General features: G+C 68.1%; 8 protein-coding genes. 3 read left to right on the top strand and 5 right to left on the bottom strand.

Features of this window, described 5'->3' with window-relative positions:
- Positions 1-9: 9 nt before the first annotated feature.
- Together G3M62_RS10085 and G3M62_RS10090 are read right to left on the bottom strand one after the other, a co-directional pair.
- Positions 10-1,740, bottom strand: coding sequence for a ShlB/FhaC/HecB family hemolysin secretion/activation protein (locus G3M62_RS10085; protein ID WP_165186688.1), 1,731 nt, complete (start codon positions 1,738-1,740; stop codon positions 10-12).
- Entirely contained in the window at positions 1,737-12,752 is an 11,016-nt protein-coding gene (locus tag G3M62_RS10090; protein WP_165186690.1) for a YDG domain-containing protein, read from the bottom strand. The genes G3M62_RS10085 and G3M62_RS10090 overlap by 4 nt, the downstream gene beginning before the upstream one ends.
- 352 nt (positions 12,753-13,104) lie before the next feature.
- On the opposite strand from G3M62_RS10090, the gene G3M62_RS10095 reads away from it, so the two are divergent.
- The 3 genes from G3M62_RS10095 (at position 13,105) to G3M62_RS10105 (ending at position 16,126) form a co-directional block, all read left to right on the top strand.
- Complete coding sequence (locus tag G3M62_RS10095) at positions 13,105-14,619, top strand: arylsulfatase (protein ID WP_165186691.1); 1,515 nt, start codon at positions 13,105-13,107, stop codon at positions 14,617-14,619.
- 38 nt (positions 14,620-14,657) lie between these two features.
- Positions 14,658-15,596: an OmpH family outer membrane protein gene (locus tag G3M62_RS26495; RefSeq protein ID WP_246263547.1), complete on the top strand. Its 939-nt coding sequence runs from the start codon at positions 14,658-14,660 to the stop codon at positions 15,594-15,596.
- Positions 15,597-15,661: 65 nt separating this feature from the next.
- Entirely contained in the window at positions 15,662-16,126 is a 465-nt protein-coding gene (locus tag G3M62_RS10105) for a hypothetical protein (RefSeq protein WP_165186693.1), read from the top strand.
- A gap of 38 nt (positions 16,127-16,164) precedes the next feature.
- Here the strand turns inward: G3M62_RS10105 and G3M62_RS26370 are convergent, their stop codons facing one another.
- The 3 genes from G3M62_RS26370 to G3M62_RS10120 all read right to left on the bottom strand — a co-directional run bounded on the left by G3M62_RS26370 (position 16,165) and on the right by G3M62_RS10120 (position 18,341).
- Complete coding sequence (locus G3M62_RS26370) at positions 16,165-16,560, bottom strand: OmpA family protein (RefSeq protein ID WP_205691980.1); 396 nt, start codon at positions 16,558-16,560, stop codon at positions 16,165-16,167.
- Positions 16,561-17,047: 487 nt separating this feature from the next.
- A complete protein-coding gene (locus G3M62_RS10115; protein WP_165186694.1) occupies positions 17,048-17,647 on the bottom strand; it encodes a cupin domain-containing protein in 600 nt (199 codons plus the stop codon).
- Between the two features lie 79 nt (positions 17,648-17,726).
- The gene (locus G3M62_RS10120; RefSeq protein WP_165186696.1) at positions 17,727-18,341 is read right to left on the bottom strand and encodes an OmpH family outer membrane protein; all 615 of its coding nucleotides are present in this window, start codon (positions 18,339-18,341) and stop codon (positions 17,727-17,729) included.
- Positions 18,342-18,641 lie beyond the last annotated feature (300 nt).

Raw genomic sequence — 18,641 nt, forward strand, 5'->3', positions numbered from 1 at the left:
AGCTTCGACTCAAAACGCTAGCGATGTCACGACCTGGACCATCGTGTCGCGCTTCTTGGTGTCGGGCGTGCGGCGCAGCTGGGAGCCGACCTCAAGCTGAATGTTGAAGTTGCGCGCGATGTTGTAGTGCGCGTTGAAGCCGACGCTGGCCAGTTTCACATTGCCCGGCAGATCCGCGAAGTCGGTCTTCTGGCCCAGGTCGGCGTAGTCGAAGAACACGCCCAGCTGCACTTCGTCCTCGAACAGGTCGCGGGCCAGGCTGAAGGCGGGCGCGCGCAATTCGGTGCTCAGCAACAGGGCCTGGCTGCCCAGGGCGATGTTGGTGTCGTAGCCGCGAACGCTGCCGATACCGCCGGCCCCGACCTGTTCGCTGTAGGGCAGGTTGTCGGTGGCGGCCTGTCCCAGCACGCGGGCGATCCAGACGACGCCGTGGGGCAGTTGGGTGGTGCGGGTGATCGACAGGCGATCGTAGAGATAGCTGGCGTTTCCGCCCGGGACCAGCATCCGCAGGGCGGCGTCGGTGTTCTTGTCGGTGATCCCGCCGGGCGAGAAGACCAGCTGGTTCTCGATCTCGGTCTGGCCGTGGCGGTCGCTCAGGCTGGCGTTGTAGATCAGCGGGAACTGGTCGATCTCGACGGCGGTGTCGAGCAGCTCGAAGCCGGAGAATTCCAGGTTGTTGTCCACCCGCTTGTAGTCGAAGCCGATCTGCAGACTCTGCTTGAAGCGCGTCTCTCCGGGCAACTTGCGCACGTAGCGGAGGCTGACCTGGGACGAATGGCCCTTGCTTTCGAAGTCGGGGGCGATCTCCGGAACCTGGGTGGCGTAGGCCCCGAACAGCAGGATCTTGTCGCCGCCGCGCAGCGGAATGACGTCCGACACCGAGTGGGAGTCGTAACGGCCCGAGACGCTGCGCGTGTACTGGTAGGACAGGATCTGGCCCGCGCCGAAGGCGTCGCCCCAGTTCACCCCGACGTTCCATTCGGCTCGGCCGAGAGTGCGCGAGCCCAGATTGTCGTAACCGGCATAGACCCGCCAGGGGGAGCGGTCGTCGACTTGCAGGGTCACGTCGCTGATGCCGGTCTGGACGCCGGGACTGACCACGGCGTCGACGGTGGCGAACGGGTTCTGGTTGTAGTCCTCCAACGCGTCGCGGAACCGGGGCAGGGTCATCACCTCGCCGGGCCTCAGGTCGCCCCAGCGCCGGATCAGGTTCGGCGGGAAGTGGCGCGCGCCGGCGACCTTGACCTCGCCGACCCGGTATTCGGTGACGACGATCTGGATGACGCCGCCGCTGACGTTTTGCGGCGGGGCCACGATCTCCATGAAGGGTCGGCCGGCGGCGCGATAGGCTTCCCGGGCCTGGCGGACGATCTGGTCGAGGCCCGCGCGGGTCAGCGGCTGGCCGACCAGGGGGCGGATCCTGGCGAGAAAGGCCTCATTGGCCAGCACCGGCAGCCCGGCGGCCCGCACGCCGCCGGCGACATCGCCCGCACCCAGGCCGTCCGTTCGCAAGGCCGACAAGCCGTCGACGAACACCACCCCGGACAGCCGGGGTACGAGGACGGTTTGGTCCTGGGAGGCCTGGTCGGTCGCCGTTGGAGCCGTGACGGTGGGTTTTTCCTGGGCGGGCAGGGACGGAACCACCTTCTTGAAGTCCTGGGCGTCGGCCCAGGACGGCGCGAGCCAGGCCGCCAGGCCCAGCGCCGCCAGTCGCGACAGGAGGCAGGATTGGAGGCTCACGGCGGAGGCGCGCCGCCGCCGAAGCTGACAGGCGGGGGTCTGGGCGTGAATCGGACGCTCCATTGCTTCTGCTTGTCGCCCTGGGTCAGGACGCTCTGGGTGGAATTGATGACCGGGGCGCCGCCGTCGACGATCGCGCTGTCCAGGGCCACCTCCGTCACGGAGGGACGGATCACGCTGGGCAGGCCGCCTAGGCCGTTGGTGTAGGCGGCGTAGAGACCGTGGACCGTGGGATAGGGGATGAAGAAGCGCCAGTTGCCGACCGTGTGGAGGAAGGTGGGCAGGACGTTGGGGAAGTCGGGATCGCATCCGACGCCGAGGATCGAGGCGCAGATATTGTCGCCTCCGCTGATCTTGCCCGGGCCGCTCGCGGTCGTCGGCAGAATGTAGTTCGACAGCAACGTTCCGTCGGTGGCGGCGTAGTCGCCGGCGCCCAGGGCGGCGGTGATCAGATGGTTGCCGATCTCCGGACTGTCATAGGTTCCATGCGGTTGGGTGACCTGGGCCCCTTCGCCGGGGGCGAAGCCGCTCAGCGTATAGCTCGACGGATGCAGATAGGCGTCGGTGGTCCCATCATAGACCTTCGAAGGATTGCTGGTGATGGCGGCGGCCAGCAGCGCGCGGTCGATCCGCCCCGTGCCCGACGCCGAGGTCGGCAGGACGTAGTTGGAGAGCAGGGTCCCGCCGCTGGCCAGATAGTCCCCGGCGTTCAGGCTGGCGGTCACAGCCCAGTCGCCGGCGTTGCGGTCGGCGTAGGCCCCCACGGTCTGAGTGATCGTGGCGCCTTGGCCAGCTATGAAGCCGGTCAGTTGGTAGTCCGAGGCGCCCAGGGTCGCTGTCGCCATCCCATCGTAGGTCTTGACCGGCGCGCCGACGATGATCGCTTGCAAGGGCGCGGGGGCGATGTGCCCGAGCCCGGAGGCGAGGGCGGGCAGGTCGTAGTTCGACAACAGGGTGGCGCCGTCGGCCGTGAAGCCGGTTCCGCTCAGCGTCGCGGTGATTATGCGCGCCCCGGCGTCGGCGGAGCCGTAGGTCCCGGTGGTCTGGGTGACGGTCGCGCCCTCGCCGGCGACGAAGCCGAGCATGGCGTAGTTGGCCGAGGTCAGGACCACGCCGGTGGTCGCGTCATAGGTCTTGGTGGGATCGCCGATGATCGTGGCGACCAGCCCGGCCTTGGTGATCAGGCCAAGGCCCGTGGCGCCAGTGGGGAGGTCGTAGTTGGAGAGCAGCGTGCCGGCGTCGGCGGCGAAGTCGGACGCCGCCAGGCTGGTGGTCACGACATGCGCGCCGACATTGCGGTCGGTATAGGTTCCGGCGGTCTGGGTCACGCTCGCGCCTTCGCCGGAGACGAAGCCGCCCAGGATGTAGTCGGACGCGTCCAGCACCGCGTCGGTCGTGCCGTCATAGGTCTTGGCGACGCCGTTCAGGATCGCGGTCAGGGCGGCGCGGTCGATGCGCCCCACGCCCACGGCCGTCGTGGGCAGCAGGTAGTTGGAGAGCAGCGTGCCGCTGTCGGCCGTGAAGTCGGTCGCGCCCAGCGCGGCGGTCACGGCGCGGACGCCGGTGTTGCGGTCGGCATAGGTCCCGGCGGTCTGGGTGATCGTGGCGCCTTCGCCGGTGATGAAGCCGGTCAGGGTGTAGTCACCGGCGCCGAGGACGGCCGAGGTGTTCCCGTCGTAAGTTTTGACCGGGATCCCGACGATCAGCGCCGTCAGCGCGGCCTGGTCGATGCGTCCCGTGCCGCTGGCGACGGTGGGCAGGACATAGTTCGACAGCAGGGTGGCGCCGCCGGCCGTGAAGTCGCCGGCGTCGAGCGCCGCCGTGACCGTGCGCGGGCCGGCGTTGGGCGAGCCGTAGGTCCCGACCGTTTCGGTCACGCTGGCGCTGTCCGTTCCTCGCAGGCCGACCAGGGTGTAGTTGCCCGTCGACAGCGTGGCGACCGTCGTGCCGTCATAGGTCTTGAAGACGCCGTTCAGGATCGCGACCAGGCTGGCCTGGTCGATCTGTCCCGCGCCGCTGGCCGAAGTGGGCAGGACGTAGTTCGACAGCGACGTGCCGCCGTTGGCGGTGAAGTCGCCAACGCCCAGCGAGGCGGTCACCGTCCGTGGGCCGGCGTTGGGGCTGTCGTAGAGCCCGACCGTCTGGCCGATGGTGGCGCCTTGGCCGCCGACGAAGCCGGCGAGGCTGTAGTTGGCCGAGGTCAGGATCGCGCCCGCCGTCGCGTCGTAGGTCTTGGTCGGGTTGCCGATGATCGCGGCGGTGAGAACGGCCTGAGTGATATGCCCCAGGCCGCTGGCGGTGGTCGGCAGCGCATAGTTGGTCAGCAAGGTGCCGCCGTTGGCCACGAAATCGGCGCTGCCCAGGCTGGCTGTCACGGTCCGTGCGCCGACATCTGCGCCGCCGTAGGTTCCCACCGTCTCGGTGATCGTCGCGCCCTGGCCGCCGACGAAGCCCGTGAAGCTGTAGTTGGCCGAGGTCAGGACCGCGCCAGTGGTCGCGTCATAGGTCTTGGTCGGATCGCCGATGATCGCGGCGGTCAGCGTCGCCTTGGTGATGACACCGGCGCCGTGGGCGCTGGACGGCAGGACGTAGTTGGAGAGCAGCGTGCCGGAATTGGCCGTGAAATCGCCGGTCGTCAGGGTGGTCGAGACGTTGCGGATGCCCGCGTTCGCCGTGTCGTAGAAGCCGACGGTCCGCGTGACACTGGCCCCTTCGCCGGCGGCGAAGCCGGAGAGGCTGTAGCTGGCCGGGGCCAGCAGCGCGTTGGTCGTCGCGTCGTAGGTCTTGGTCGGCAGGCCGACGATCGCGGCGGCGAGGATGGCCTGGTCGATCTGGCCCGCGCCGGTGGCGGTGGTCGGCAGGACGTAGTTGGACAGCAGCGTCCCGCCGTTGGCGGTGAAGTCGCCGCTGGCCAGGCTGGCGGTGACCGTGCGCGCTCCGGCGTTCTTGGAATCGTAGGTTCCGACGGCCTGGCTGACGGTGGCGCCCTGGGCGCCGATGAAGCCGGACAGGCTGTAGTTGGCCGAGACCAGATGGGCCGCCATCGTGCCGTCATAGGTGCGGGTGGGATTGCCGATGATGCTGGCGGTCAGCTGGGCCGGATCGATTTGGCCAAGGCCGCTGGCGGTGGTCGGCAGGACGTAGTTGGCCAGCACCGTCGCGCCGGTGGCCGTGAAATCGCCGGCGTCGAGCACGGCGCTCACGTTGCGCGTGCCGGCGTCGGCCGAGGCGTAGGTCCCCACCGTCTCGGTCACGCTCGCGCCGTCGGCGCCGACGAAGCCGGACAAGCTGTAGTTCGTCGTGGTCAGGATCGCCCCGGTGGTCGCGTCATAGGTCTTGGTCGGCGTGCCGATGATGCTGGCGATCAGCGACGCCGGGGTGATCGTACCCGCGCCGCTGGCGGTGGTCGGCAACACGTAGTTGGCCAGTAGCGTGCCGCCATTGGCCGTGAAGTCGCCGGTGTCGAGGCTGGTGGTGACCGTGCGCGGGCCGGCGTTGACGCTGTCGTAGAGGCCGGCGGTCTCGGTGACGCTGGCCCCCTGGCCGGCGACGAAGCCCGAGAGACTGTAGTTGCCGGTCCCCAGCGTCGCCGCCAGCGCGCCATCATAGGTCTTGGTCGGGTTGTTGACGATGCTGGCCGTCAGGATCGCCTGGTCGATCTGGCCGCCGCCGATCGCCGTGGTCGGCAGAACGTAGTTGGAGAGCAGGGTCCCCGAGCCGGCGGTGAAGTCGCCGGCGGCCAGGGCGGCGGTCACCACGCGGGCTCCGGCGTCGGCCGAGGCGTAGGTTCCGGCGATCTGGGTGACGGTCGCGCTTTCCGAACCGATGAAGCCAGCGAGGCTGTAGTTGGCGCTGGTCAGCACGGCGTTGGTGGTGGCGTCGTAGGTCTTGGTCGGCGTTCCGATGATCGAAGCGGCCAGGGTCTTGGGATCGATCGTCGCCGAAACGCCCGTCGGCTGGACTAGGATGTAGTTGCCGGCGTCGACGCCGGTCAGCAGGTAGCCGGTGGGGTCGACCAGATAGTTGCCCACGTTGGGCGAGCCGAAGGCCGCGTTGGAGGCGCTGCTGTCGACGTCGAGATCGTCGGAGCCCAGCGTACCGACCACGGTGGTCCCGGCGTTGTTCAGGGTCAGGGCCGTCGTGCCGTCATAGGTCTTGGTGTTGGCCAGCATGCCGGCCAGGGTGACCGTGGCGGGCGTGATCTCGCCGATCGGGGCGTTGGTCAGGCTGGAGCCGATGCTGTAGTTGCCCGCGTCGGCGCCGCCCAAGGCGAGGCCGGTGAGCGTGACGCCGATGCCGCTGTTGACGTTCTTGTTGGCGTAGAAGCCGGCGATCGACGCGGTGTCGACACTGACATCCTCGCCCGCCACGAAACCGGCCAGGGTGTAGGCGCTGGAACTGGTCGGCAGCTCGACCCCCGAGGTGTAGATCCGCGTCACCTTGATCAGGTTCAGCAGGGCCGCGGTGATGTCGGCGGTCAGGTAGTTGGGCTGTTGCAGGATGTAGTTGCCGGCGTCCGCGCCGCTGAGGGCGTAGCCGGTGGTGGTCACGGCCTTGCCGGTCCCGACATTGGGATCGCCGAACAGGCCCGTCGTGGCGTTGACTAGGGTCAGGTCGTCCGCGCCTAGCCGGCCACCGAGGGTGGTCGCGGCGTTGTTCAGCGTCGCGGCCGTCGTGCCGTCATAGACCTTGCTGTTGGCGATCGCACCGACCACGGTGGCCGGCGCCTGGTCGACATGGCCAGCGCCCGTGGCGCTGGTCGGCAGGATGTAGTTGGTCAGCAGCGTGCCGCCGTCGGGGCTGTAGTCGGCGTTGTCCAGCGCGGCGGTGACCGTTCGGTCGCCGGCGTTCTTGCTGTCATAGGCGCCCAGGGCCTCGGTGATGGTGATCGCCTCGCCCGACACCACGCCGACTAGGTCGTAATTGGCCGAGGTCAGGGCGGCGTTGGTGTTGGTGTCGTAGATCTTGGTCGGATTGCCGATCAGGCTGACGCTCAGCGCCTTGGGCGTGATGATCCCGATCGGCTGGGCGGTGACGGTCGGTGAGATCGAATAGTTGCCCGCGCTGGCGCCCGACAGGCTCAGGCCGCTGAGCGTGACGTCGATGCCGCCGATCACCACGCCGCCGCTCAGCGCCCCGGCCACGTTCTTGTCGGCATAGGCGCCCGAGAGCGACCCGGTGTTGGCGATGACCGTGTCGCCAGCGAAGACCCCGGTGAAGGTGTAGGCGGACGCCGCGGTCGGCAGGGTCAGGTCGCCGGTATAGACGCGGCTCACCGAGGCCAGGGTGATCGGGGCGGGGGTGATGTCGGCGGTCAGGTAGTTGGGCTGTTGGACGATGTAGTTGCCCGCGTCGGCGCCGGAGATGGCGTAGCCCGTGGTGGTGACCGGCTTGGCCGTCCCGACATTGACGTCGTTGAACTGACCCGTGGTGGCGTTGGTCAGGGTGACGACGTCGGTTCCCAAGACGCCGGCCAGCTGGGTGTTGGTGTTGTTCAGCGTGGCGGCGGTGGTGCGGTCATAGACCTTGTTGTTGGCCTGGGCGCCGCTGACCGTCAGGGTGGCCGGGGTGATGAAGCCGATAGGCTGGGCGGTGACGGTCGAGGCGATGTCGTAGTTGCCCGCGTCGGCGCCCGACAGCGCCAGGCCGGCCAGGGTCACGTTGATGTTCGAGGCGACGTTCTTGTCGGCGTAGGCGCCGGTGATACTGGCGGTGTCGACGGTGACGGTGTCGCCGCCCACCACGCCCGAAAGGGCGTAAGCCCCGCTGGCGGCCGGCAGGTCGACGTCGGCGTCATAGACCCGCGTGACCGAGGCCAGGGCGATCGTCGCCTTAAAGATGTCGGCGAACAGGCCGGTGGGCTGCACGACCGTGTAGTTGCCCGCGTCGACGCCCGCGATCGCGTAGCCTTGGGCGGTGACGGCGATGTTCGTCCCGACGTTCTTGCTGGCGAAGGTCCCGGTCGCCCCGGTCGAGACCACGGTGACGACGTCGGCGCCCAGCCGGCCCGCCAGACCGGCGGCGCTGCTGTCGAGGGCGGCGTTGGTATTGCCGTCATAGACCTTGTCCAGCGCGGAGATGTTGATCACCTGAATGCTGGCGGGTGTGATCGCGCCCGCGCCGGCCGCCGAGACGGGCAGGGTGTAGTTGGCCAGGTTCGTGGATCCCGAGCCGGTGAAGTCGCCCGCGCCCAGCGTGGCCGTGACCGTGCGGACGCCGACATTGTCGCTGTCATAGGTCCCGACCGCCTGGCTGACCGTCGCGCCCTGACCGGCCACGAAGCCGGCCAGCTGGTAATTGCCGCTGGTCAGCGCGGCGAGCGTGGTGTCGTCGTAGATCTTGGTCGGATTGCCGACGATCGTGGCGCTGAGCACGGCCTTGTTGATCGTGCCGCCGCCCTGGATCGACGTGGGCAGGGCGTAGTTCGACAGATCGGTGCCGCTGTTGGCCACGAAGTCGGAGACCACCAGCGAGGCGGTCACGGTGCGAGCCCCGGCGTCGGGGCTGTCGTAGGCGCCGCCGGACGACTGGGTGATCGTCGCGCCTTCCCCGCCCACGAAGCCGGTCAGGCTGTAGTTGGCGGCGGTCAGGAAGGCCTGGCTGCTGGCGTCGTAGCCCTTGGTGGGATTGCCGATGATCGATCCCGTCAGGAGGGCGGGGGTGATGTCGGCGACCAGATAGCTGGGTTGGCTGAGGCTGTAGTTGGTGGCGTCGGCGCCGGTGAGGGCGAAGCCGGAGGCGACCACCGGCAGGTTGGTCCCGACGTGGGTCTGGCGGAAGACGCCGCTGGCCGAACCACCGGTGAAGCCGATGGCGTCACCCGAGAAGGCGCCGTCCAACACCGCCAGCGACAGATCCAGCGACGCCGTCGTCGTGGCGTCGTAGGCCTTGTCCAGGGCCACGACGCCCTGGACGGTCACCGGCCTGGGGGTGATGTCGGCCGTCAGGCCGGTCGGCTGGAACAGCTGGTAGTTGTCGGTCGACGAGCCGCTCAGGGTGAAGCCCGTGGCGGTCACCGTGATCCCCACGCCGACGTTGCGGGTGGCGAAACTGGCCGTCGCGCCCGAGGTCACCAGGGTGATCGAGTCTGTGGGCACCACGCCGAACACGCCGGCGCTCGCGACATTCAGGGTGGCGACCGTGGTGGTGTCGTAGACCTTGTTCCGCGCCGTGGCCCCGACGATCGTCAGGGGCGCCTTGGTGATCGTGCCGGGCCCGTTGATGTCGACCGGCAGGAAATAGTTGGCCAGCCGTGTCCCGGGGTTGGCGATGATATAGGCCGGGCTGACGATCGCGGAGACGAACCGAGCCCCGGCGTTGGAGCTCTCATAGGCGCCCAGCGAGGTTTCGGTGATCGTGGCGCCTTCCCCCGCGACGAAGCCGCTGGCGGCGTAGTTGGCCTGGGTCAGCAGGACCGTGGTCGTGCCGTCATAGACCTTGGTCGGGTTGCCGATGATGCTGGCCGTCAGGGTCCTGCGCAGGATCGAGCCCAGGCCCGTGGCTTCGGTCGGCAGGTTGTAGTTGTCGAGATTGGTGCCGGGATTGGCCGTGAAGTCGCTGGGCGAGAGCTGGGCGGTGACCACCTGGGAGCCGGCGTTGATGTCGCCATAGGTGCCGACCGTCTGGGTGACGAGCGCGCCTTCGCCGGTGATGAAGCCGCCCAGGGTGTAGTCGGTCGGAGTCAGGGTGGCGACGTTGTTGCCGTCATAGACCTTGGTGGGGTTGCCGGTGATGTCGGCGAAGATCACGCCCGGGCCGATGTCGCGGCGGATGATGGTGCCGATCCCCGTGACGGGGGAGGGGATGATGTAGTTGGAGACCAGCGTGTTGGAGGCCGGCGCCATGTCGCTGGCGTCCAGATTGACGCTGACGGTGCGCGTGCCGGCGTCGGCCGAGCTGTAGGTCCCGTGCGTCTCGGTGATCGTCATGTCCTCGTCGGAGATCAGGCCGAGGATTTGGTAGTTCGCGTCGGTCAGGGTCGCGCTGTCGTTGCCGTCATAGGTCTTGGTGGGATTGCCGATGACGGTGATCACCAGGGGCGCGGGATTGATCGTGCCGGGCCCCGTGGCGGCGGTGGGCAGGATGTAGTTGGAGAGCAGGGTGCCGGCGTTGGCGACATAGTCGGGCGGGGTGAGCTGGGCGACGACCGTGCGCGCGCCGGCGTCCTTGGACGAATAGGCGGCGCTGGCCGACTGGGTGATCGAGCCGCCCTCGCCGGCGACGAAGCCGCTCAGGAAGTAGTTGCCCGCGCCCAGGGCGGCGGCCGTCGTGCCGTCATAGGTGCGGGTGGGGTTGCCGACGATCGAGGCGGTCAGCGGCGCGGCCAGGATATTGCCCGACGGCGCCGTCGGGGGCGTGACGATGTAGTTGCCGGCGTCCGCGCCCGTGACCGAGACGTTGCTGGCGATCACCGGAATGTTCACGCCGACGTTCTTGTTGCTGAAGTTGAAGATCGCGCCGACGGGCGAGACCGTCACGTCGTCGGTCCCCAGGCGTCCGGCCAGGGTGGCGTTGCTGACATCGATGGTCGCGACGGTCGTGCCGTCATAGACCTTGTCGTTGACCCGCACGTTCTGGACCAACAGCGTGGCCTTGGTGATGTCGGCCGTCAGGCCGCCGGGCTGGCCGACCGTGTAGTTGGCGGCGGCGGTCCCCGTGAGGGTGAAGCCCGCCGTCGTCACCGCGATGCCTGTACCGACGTTCTTGGTGGCGAAGGTTCCGGTCGCGCCGGCTCCGCTCAGCGAGACGTCGTCGCCGCTCACGATCCCGAAGATGCTGGCGCCGCTGGTGTTCAACGTGGCCGACGTGGTGGCGTCATAGACCTTGTTGCTGGCGGTCACGCCGTTGAGGATCAGGGTCGCCTGGTTGATCAGGCCGGCTCCGAAGCCCGTGGTCGGCAACACGTAGTTGTCCAGACTGACGCCGCCGCCGGCCGTGAAGTTGGGGATCGCGAAGGTGGCGTTGACCGTGCGCGCGCCGGCGTTGGCGGAGTCGTAGGTCGCGGTGGCCGCGCCGTTCAAGGTCACCGTCTCGCCGGCCGCGACGCCGCTCAGCGACAGATTGGCGGCGGTCAGGGCCACCGACGTGGTGGCGTTGTAGGTCTTGGTGGGCGTGCCGATGATGCTGGCGGTCAGCACCGCCCGTTCGATGACGCCGGTGTTGGCGCTGAAGCTGGGCGCGACCGTGTAGCCGTAGACATCGACGCCGCCGTGGGTGGCGGTGAAGTTCGTCGCGGTGACGGTCAGGCCCGTCCCCGCGTTTTTGGTGGCGTAGGCGCCGTCCAGGCTCCAGTCGTCGCCATTGACCAGGCCGGTGACCGTGGTGTTGGCGTCGTCGAGCAGGGCGGTGGTCGTGCCGTCATAGGACTTGGTGATCGCGCCCAGCGTGACGCCGATGGTCGGGGCGAGGCTGTAGAGCAGGCCGTTTCCGGCCGCCGCTGGCGTCGCGCCCGCCGGGGCGTTGTACTGGTAGAAGTCGGGCGTCAGTCCGCCCACGGTGTCGTTGGCCGGGTTGGCCGAATAGACCCGCCAGGCGCCGCCGGAGGAGGAGAGGGCGTTCGCGCCCCGCTGGTTGACGAACAGCGTGGTGGTCAGGGTGATGTCGGACGTGCTGGCCACGGTGCCTGCGGCGGCGAGCGTCAGCTGTCCGGTGGCGCGCAATGTCACGTCGCCGCCGCCCGAGATGGCGGCGTTGACCGACAGGTTACGATAGGCGTCCAGGGTCAGGTCGCCCGAGCCCGTCCAGATCACCGGCGCGGCCACCGTGATGTCGCCTGCGCCGCCCGCGCCGCCGGCCGTGGTCTGCTGGGTGACGTTCGTGCCGCCGTTCAGGGTGGTGGTGATCGTCGAGGCCGCGGCCGCGTCGATCGTCAGGTCGTCGGGGTCGACCAGCCAGTCGCCGCCCCGGCCGGCGTCGATCCGCGCGGCGCCCAAGGTCAGGGTTCGACCCGAAGTCTCGATCCGCCCGCCGCCCAACGGGCCGCCCGCCAGGATGCTGGCGCCGCTGGCCACTGTCGTCCGCTCGGCCAGGTCCGCTCCAGTGCGGTAGCCGCTGGTCCCGATCAGCACCTCGCCGCCGGCGCCGGGGGCCGACACCCTGGCGGTGGACGCCAGGACGACGTCCTTGCCGTTGACCGTCACCTTGCCGCCCGCGCCCGACAGGTTGCTGGCGCTCAGAACGCCGGAGACCTCGACCACGCCCTTGGGCGCCGTGAGCCACAGCTGGCCGTCGATGGTCTGGCTGCCGGTGGCCTGGATCAAGCCGTCGCGATTGCCGGCCAGGGCGAAGACATTGCCCTCGGCGGCCTTCAGCGCCACGGCCGCGGCCTGGATGCGGCCGGTCTGGGTGACGTCGCCGCCGCCGGAGCGCACCGAGACGAACAGGCGATCGGCCTGGCCGTCGGCGGCGCCCAGCAGCACGTCGTCGGCGGCGGCCAGGGTGACCCGACCGTTGCCGGCGGTGATCGTTCCGCTGTTGGTCACCGAGCGGGCGATCATCACCACGCCGCCCTCGCGCGAGACGATCTCGCCGGCGTTGACGATCGCGCCGCCGGACTCGCCCTTCACGCTCAGCGGGCCGCCGGCCATGAACGCGTCGATGTTCATCTCGCGGGTCGAGGCGACGAAATTGCCGCCGGCGATCACCCGCCCGCCCGCGCCGATGATCACCCCGTTGGGGTTCATCAGATAGACCGAGCCGGTGGCCGACAGCAGGCCGTCGATCCGCGAGAGCTGTCCGCCCGTCACCCGGTTCAGGGTGGCCCCGTTGGCGTTGTTGATCAGCACCTTGCCGGTCTCGCCGATCGAGAAGTCGTTCCAGTTGATCACGCCACGCGCGGACACCTGGTCGATGGTCAGGAGGTTGGGCGAAGCGGAGGCGATCGCGCCTTCGCCCCTGACGAAAGCGCCGCCCGACGGCAAGGCGGCCGGCGCTTGAGCCAGGGCCGGCGCCGTGCCCGCGAGCATGAGCATGGTCCCGCCCAGCAGCCACGACCGCAGACGCTGGGCTCGCATCACGACGACCTCCCGCCAGCTGAAACCTTTGATCAGGCGTCAGTTTTGGCCCCCGCGCGAGGTCGGGCAATCAGGCGGATACCTAGGTCTGAGCTCCGAAAACGCTGGCTGGGAGGCTGGCCGCTTCCTCGAACGTCGGCTTCCCGACTCGTGGTCGACGACCTTGAGCTTTCGGCCCCGCGCGAGCGTGGCCCATGAAGAGAACTGGACCGCCAAAGGCTGCGAACTTGAAGGAACACGAGCCTGTCCGGCTAGGGATCTGGACCCTCACGCCCTGGGGTTTTCCTCGATACTCGCTGCCGACCGGCGCGCGCAAAGTCCCCCGCGAGCAGCGGCTCGCGAGGAAAACGCCATGGCCAAGAAGCCCAACATTCTCGTCATCTGGGGTGACGACATCGGCTGGCAGAATGTCAGCGCCTATGGCCTGGGCACCATGGGCTACACCACGCCCAATATCGACAGCATCGGCTATGAAGGCATCCGCTTCACCGACCACTACGCCCAGTCGTCCTGCACCGCTGGGCGAGCCTCGTTCATCACCGGCCAGTATCCGATCCGCTCGGGCATGACGACAGTGGGCATGCCGGGCGACCCCCTGGGCCTGCAACCGGAGTCGCCATGCCTGGCCGAGGTGATGAAGGCCCAGGGCTACGCCACCGGCCACTTCGGCAAGAGCCACCTGGGCGATCGCAACGAGCACCTGCCCACCAATCACGGCTTCGACGAGTTCTTCGGCAACCTCTACCACCTCAACGTCTCCGAGGAGGAAGAGCAGCGCGACTACCAGAACTTCGCCAAGGGCTATGCGGGCAGTCTTGAAGCCTACGAGAACAAGTTCGGCGCGCGCGGCGTGATCCACAGCTTCGCCACCGACAAGGACGATCCGACCGTCGACCCGCGCTTCGGCAAGATCGGCAAGCAGACCATCAAGGACACCGGTCCGCTGCACCAGGAGCGCATGCACGACGTCGACGGGGCCGAGTTCATCCCCAAGGCGCTGGACTTCATGAAAAAGGCCAAGGCCGACGACAAGCCGTTCTTCGTCTGGCTCAATTCCAGCCGCATGCACCTCTATACGCGCCTGAACGAGCAGTGGCGTTACGCGGCCGAGAAGTACACTTCCGAGGTCGACCTACACGGCTCGGGCATGCTGCAGCACGACCACGACGTCGGCGTGGTGCTGGAGTTCCTCAAGGCCAACGGGCTCGAGGAGGACACCATCGTCTGGTATTCCACCGACAACGGCCCCGAGCACTCGTCCTGGCCGCACGGCGGCACGACCCCGTGGCGCGGGGAGAAGATGACCACCTACGAGGGCGGGGTGCGGGTGATCTCGATGATCCGCTGGCCGGGCCACATCAAGCCGGGGCAGTTGCTCAACGGCATCCAGGCTCATCAGGACATGTTCACCAGCCTGGCGGTCGCCGCCGGCGTGACCGACGTGGTCGAGAAGGTGAAGGCCGAGAAGAAGCAGTACATCGACGGGGTCAACAACCTGCCCTACTGGACCGGCGAGGCCACGGAATCGGCGCGCAACTACATCTTTCACTACAGCGAGAGCAAGCTGACGGCGGTGCGGTTGGGGCCGTGGAAGTGGCACTTCGCGACCACCGAGGACTATTACGGCACCATCACTGGGCGGAGTAAGCCGATGGTGTTCAACATCCGCATGGACCCGTTCGAATCCTACGCCAGCACGGACGCTTACGGCCACCTTCTGCAGAAGGTGTCGTGGATGGTCGCGCCGATCGGCGAACTGATGAAGGAACACCTGGGCACCTTGGCCGAATATCCGCCGGTGCAGGGCGGCAAGTCGTTCGACATGTCGCAGGTGGTCGAGCAGTTCCTCAGCCACGGGCATGATTGAGGCGACACGAAAGCGGGTCTTCCACACGAACGCGTGACGTGCGTCGGCCTGAAGTACGGACGCGCTGGGCCGAGGGGATTTACGTGCCGGCCTATGTGCGCCGTTACCCGTTCGTGTTCATCGAGGCCGGGAACGGCAAGCCTTCGGCCCTGACCCAGGGGGCCATGGCCTTCTGCGGCGAATTCCACGCCCAACACCTGCAGACCCGGGCCTTCGGCGCGGCCTTGGTGCAATTCCACCTGGCTTCGCTGGAGCGCTTCACCGACTTGCTGGGTCGTGAAAGCCAGAATGTGGCGGCCACTGACGATGAATTGTCATCAGACGGTGGCAAAAGCGCCAAGAGATCCACCGTCCGCCCCTCCAAGAAAGACCAGGTCATGGCGTTGCTTCCCGTTCGCGTTCTCACGCTTGTTTTTCTCGCCGGCGCGGCGACGCCGGCTCTGGCCCAAGCCCCGGCCGGCCAGGCCGCCCCGTCGCTGGGCGGCAATCCCGTGCCTGGCGTGTGCCTGCTGTCGCGCGAGGCGATCTTCGCCAACGCCAAGGTCGGCGTGGCCGCCTCGGCCCGGCTGCAGCAACTGACCCAGGAGGCCCAGGCCGAGGTCGAGACCGACCGCAAGGCGCTGGATGTGGACCTGAAGGCCTATCAGGCCGAGCAGGCCAAGCTGACCCCGGCCCAGCGCCAGGCCAAGGAACAGGCCCTGGCGCCGCGCGTCCAGGCCATGCAGGCCAAGGCTCAGCAGCGCTCGCGCGAGATCGAGGCCACCCGCGAAAAGGCCCTGGCCCAGATCTCCACCGCGGCCCAGCCGGTGATCGCCCAGGCCTACAAGGCCAAGAGCTGCGGCCTGCTGATCGACCGGGGCGGCGTGCTCGGCGGCAACCTGACCAACGACCTGACCGCCGACGTGGTCAAGGGGCTGGACGCGACCATGACGACCATCAGTTTCAACCGCGAAGTCCTGCCGGCCGCGCCGCGCTGACGAGATAGGGCGAGCCGCTCAAAGCGCCGAGCGGCTCGCCCTATCTCAACTTGAAAGGACATCCGGTGCGCAGACTTCTTGCCTCACTCGCCGCGGTCGTCGGCCTGTCGCCCTCGGCGGCCGGCGCCGCGACGCCGACCACGATGTCGCCCCAGGCGGCGCCCGCGGCCTGGGTCGCTTACGCCAACCTGGTCAATCAGGCGATCACCAGTCAGCTCGGCGGATTCGATCCCGCCGCCACGCGGCTGCGCGACTATCTGGACGAAATCCCGGGGGCGACACCGGAGGGCCGCGTTCAACTGCCGCTCCGGGTCTGGATCGATGGCGCGGGGGTGATCACCCGGATCGATTTCGCGCTCTTCGCCCATCCCGAGCCCAACGCCGACCTCCAGGCCCTGCTGGTCGGCCATCGCCTGCCGCAAGTTCCGCCCAAGGCCATGCTGCTGCCGATCCGCTTGATGATCGGGCTGGAGCCAGCGCCGGCCGACGCGGGGTCACCGGCGGCCGAGCGCCCTCGATCCTCCTTCTAGATCGCGCGCGCGTAGGCGGCGTCGACGCGCGATCGTGATCAGTTGAAGGTCTTGGCCTGTTGGTCGATCAGGCTCACCTCGACGCGGCGATTGAGGCGACGGCCATCCGGCGTGGCGTTGGTGGCGGTAGGCAGGGCTTCGCCGTGACCTTCCAGGCGCAACCGCCCGCGATCGACTCCCATCACCGCCAATGCGTCGGCGACGGCTTGGGCGCGGTCGCGCGACAGGGTGAGGTTCGCCGCCGTTGAGCCGACCGAGTCGGTGAAGCCGTCGATCCGCAGCCGCGTGCGAGGATTGGCGCGCAGATAGCCCGCCAGAGGCTTCAATTGGGCCTCCATGCCCGGACGCAGGGCGGCGCTGCCGGTCTTGAACAACGTATCCTGCAGCGTCAGCATCGCGCCGTAGCGCCCTTGCTTGAAATGGTAGTTGCGCATCCCCTGGCGGTCCCAGTCGCCCGCCGTGACGCGGGGGTCCTGCCCGGGTTGGTCCCAATGGCCGCGGCGCTCCCAGTCGAAGTGATCGCGGTCGCGGCCGGCGATCTCGAAGAAGGCGCGATTGGCGGCCTGGGCTTCTCGCAGATTGATCTGGCCGTCGTGGTTGAAATCGAAGTTGCGTCACGAAGGCCTGGCCGCGACGCGTGTCGCGTAGGGCCGGCGCCAGCTCGCGGACGCCGGAACCGTGCAACTGATAGGCGCGGCGATCGTCCACGCCTCCGCCGCTCCAGTCCCAGCGGTCCTGCGCGTTCGCGGCGACCGGGAGCTGACTGGCGGCCAGGACGCACAGAAGGGCCGCGCCGAGCTTTGATCGAATGTGGGTCATCATCGTGCCTTTCAAATTGCCTCGCCATCCATGGCGAAGCTGGCTTGAACGCCCCCTGTGAGGGCGAGTCAGGATCTGTTCAGGTCGGGCCAAGGCGGGGTCTCAGGAACGGAAGAACCGCAGGGCGTTTTGCCAGGCGCGGCGCTTCTGGCCGGCGATCAGGCAGATGCACGGCCCTTCGCTGGTGACCTGCAGGACGGGGCCGTCGCCGATTTCCAGCTGGAGAAAGTCGCCGACCTGGAAGGTGCGGTATCGGTCCCGAAAGGCGCCTTGCAGGACATGGATGTATTCGGGGCTCCGATGGCCCCGATCGGGGATGCGCCCTCGAGCGCCGATGGCCAGGACGATGGCCCGCCAGCGATGGTGAGTCGGCGCATGGACGCGGGCGATCCAAGCGCCCGGCGCGATCCAGCGACGCCGGTCGATCTGGAAATCCAGAAGCGCCAAGGCGCCTGATCGGTAGACGCCGTGGAAGGTGGTTCTGCGTCGCCGTCCGGGAGATGGGGCGCGCGCTTCCAGACCGCCTGCGGTCTCCGGCGAGATCGGGAGCGCCAGATCGTCGTCCTGCCCGAACTCGGCGATCACCGCGCGACAGTCGGCGCAATCCTGAACATGGATCATCACGGGCAGGTTGGCCGCCATCGGCTGGGCGCTGGCGACAAAATCCAGGAGGGCGGCTGCGGAAGGATGATGGTTGGGCATCGGATTTCGCGGTTCGGCGCGCCCTCGCGAAATCGCGAGGGCGGACAGGCCTCGTCCAGAAGCGGAAGCGTAAAACGCCCTAGGGCGCGGCGGTCGGCGGAGCCAGGACGACCTGGACCTGCGGCAGGGAGACGTTCACGCGCTGGATCACGTCGCTGGTCAGGTCGGCGTTGCCGTTGAAGCCATAGGCGGCTCCGCGGTCCAGAAGCACGCCGCATTGGCGCGCCGTCACCAGGTTGGAAAGGATGGGATTGATCGCGGCGCTGATCTGGCGTTCGGCGTTCACGCGCGTCTGGACGATCTGGTTCTCCCGGGTCTGACGCAGACGCAGGAAGGCCTGGGCCCGCTGCTGCAGCTGCGCGGCGGCTTGCTGATACTGGCCGGCCGGCATGGTCTTGCTTTGGGCCTGAAGCGTGCGTGTCTGGGCCAGAATGGCGCCTTCTTCCTGATCGAGCTCGGTCTTAATCGACGCCTGGAGCTGCTGAAGTCGCTGGGTGCCGTCCTGGCCGGCGCGCGAGCCGCCCAAGGCCATGCTGAGAGAGAAGAGGCAGACGCCGGCCGGCGCGGCGCCGTAGGCGATGCGGACCGGCTGCGGCCGCGCCTGGGCATGAGCCGAGCCGTAGAGTCCGCCGAGGGCGACAACCCCGGCGGCGACATGCCCCGCTCGCCGAAAAATTCCGCGCCATTCGATCATCTTCGTTGCCCCTATGTCCAAGCGAGAATCCGGTTTCGGATGAATTCGCATGTTGATGTTCTGACTTAGTGCCAAATCCGGAGATGATTTGTTGTAAACTATTGCAACGTGCCTTCGTTGTACTCGCTATTCTGGTCGGAATATTGAGTGATTTTCGAGCTTAGGCGCTGTGCGCGGCTGCCAATATTCCCTGGCGTGGCGAGCGGCGGTCATGGGGAGCGCGCCTTGTTGTTCCGGTGATTCCCGGATGGCGCGGCGGCGGCCCAAATCCTCGATTTTCTTCTGGAAAATCTTGCGGGC

Source organism: Caulobacter soli (assembly GCF_011045195.1).
Lineage (GTDB): Bacteria > Pseudomonadota > Alphaproteobacteria > Caulobacterales > Caulobacteraceae > Caulobacter > Caulobacter soli.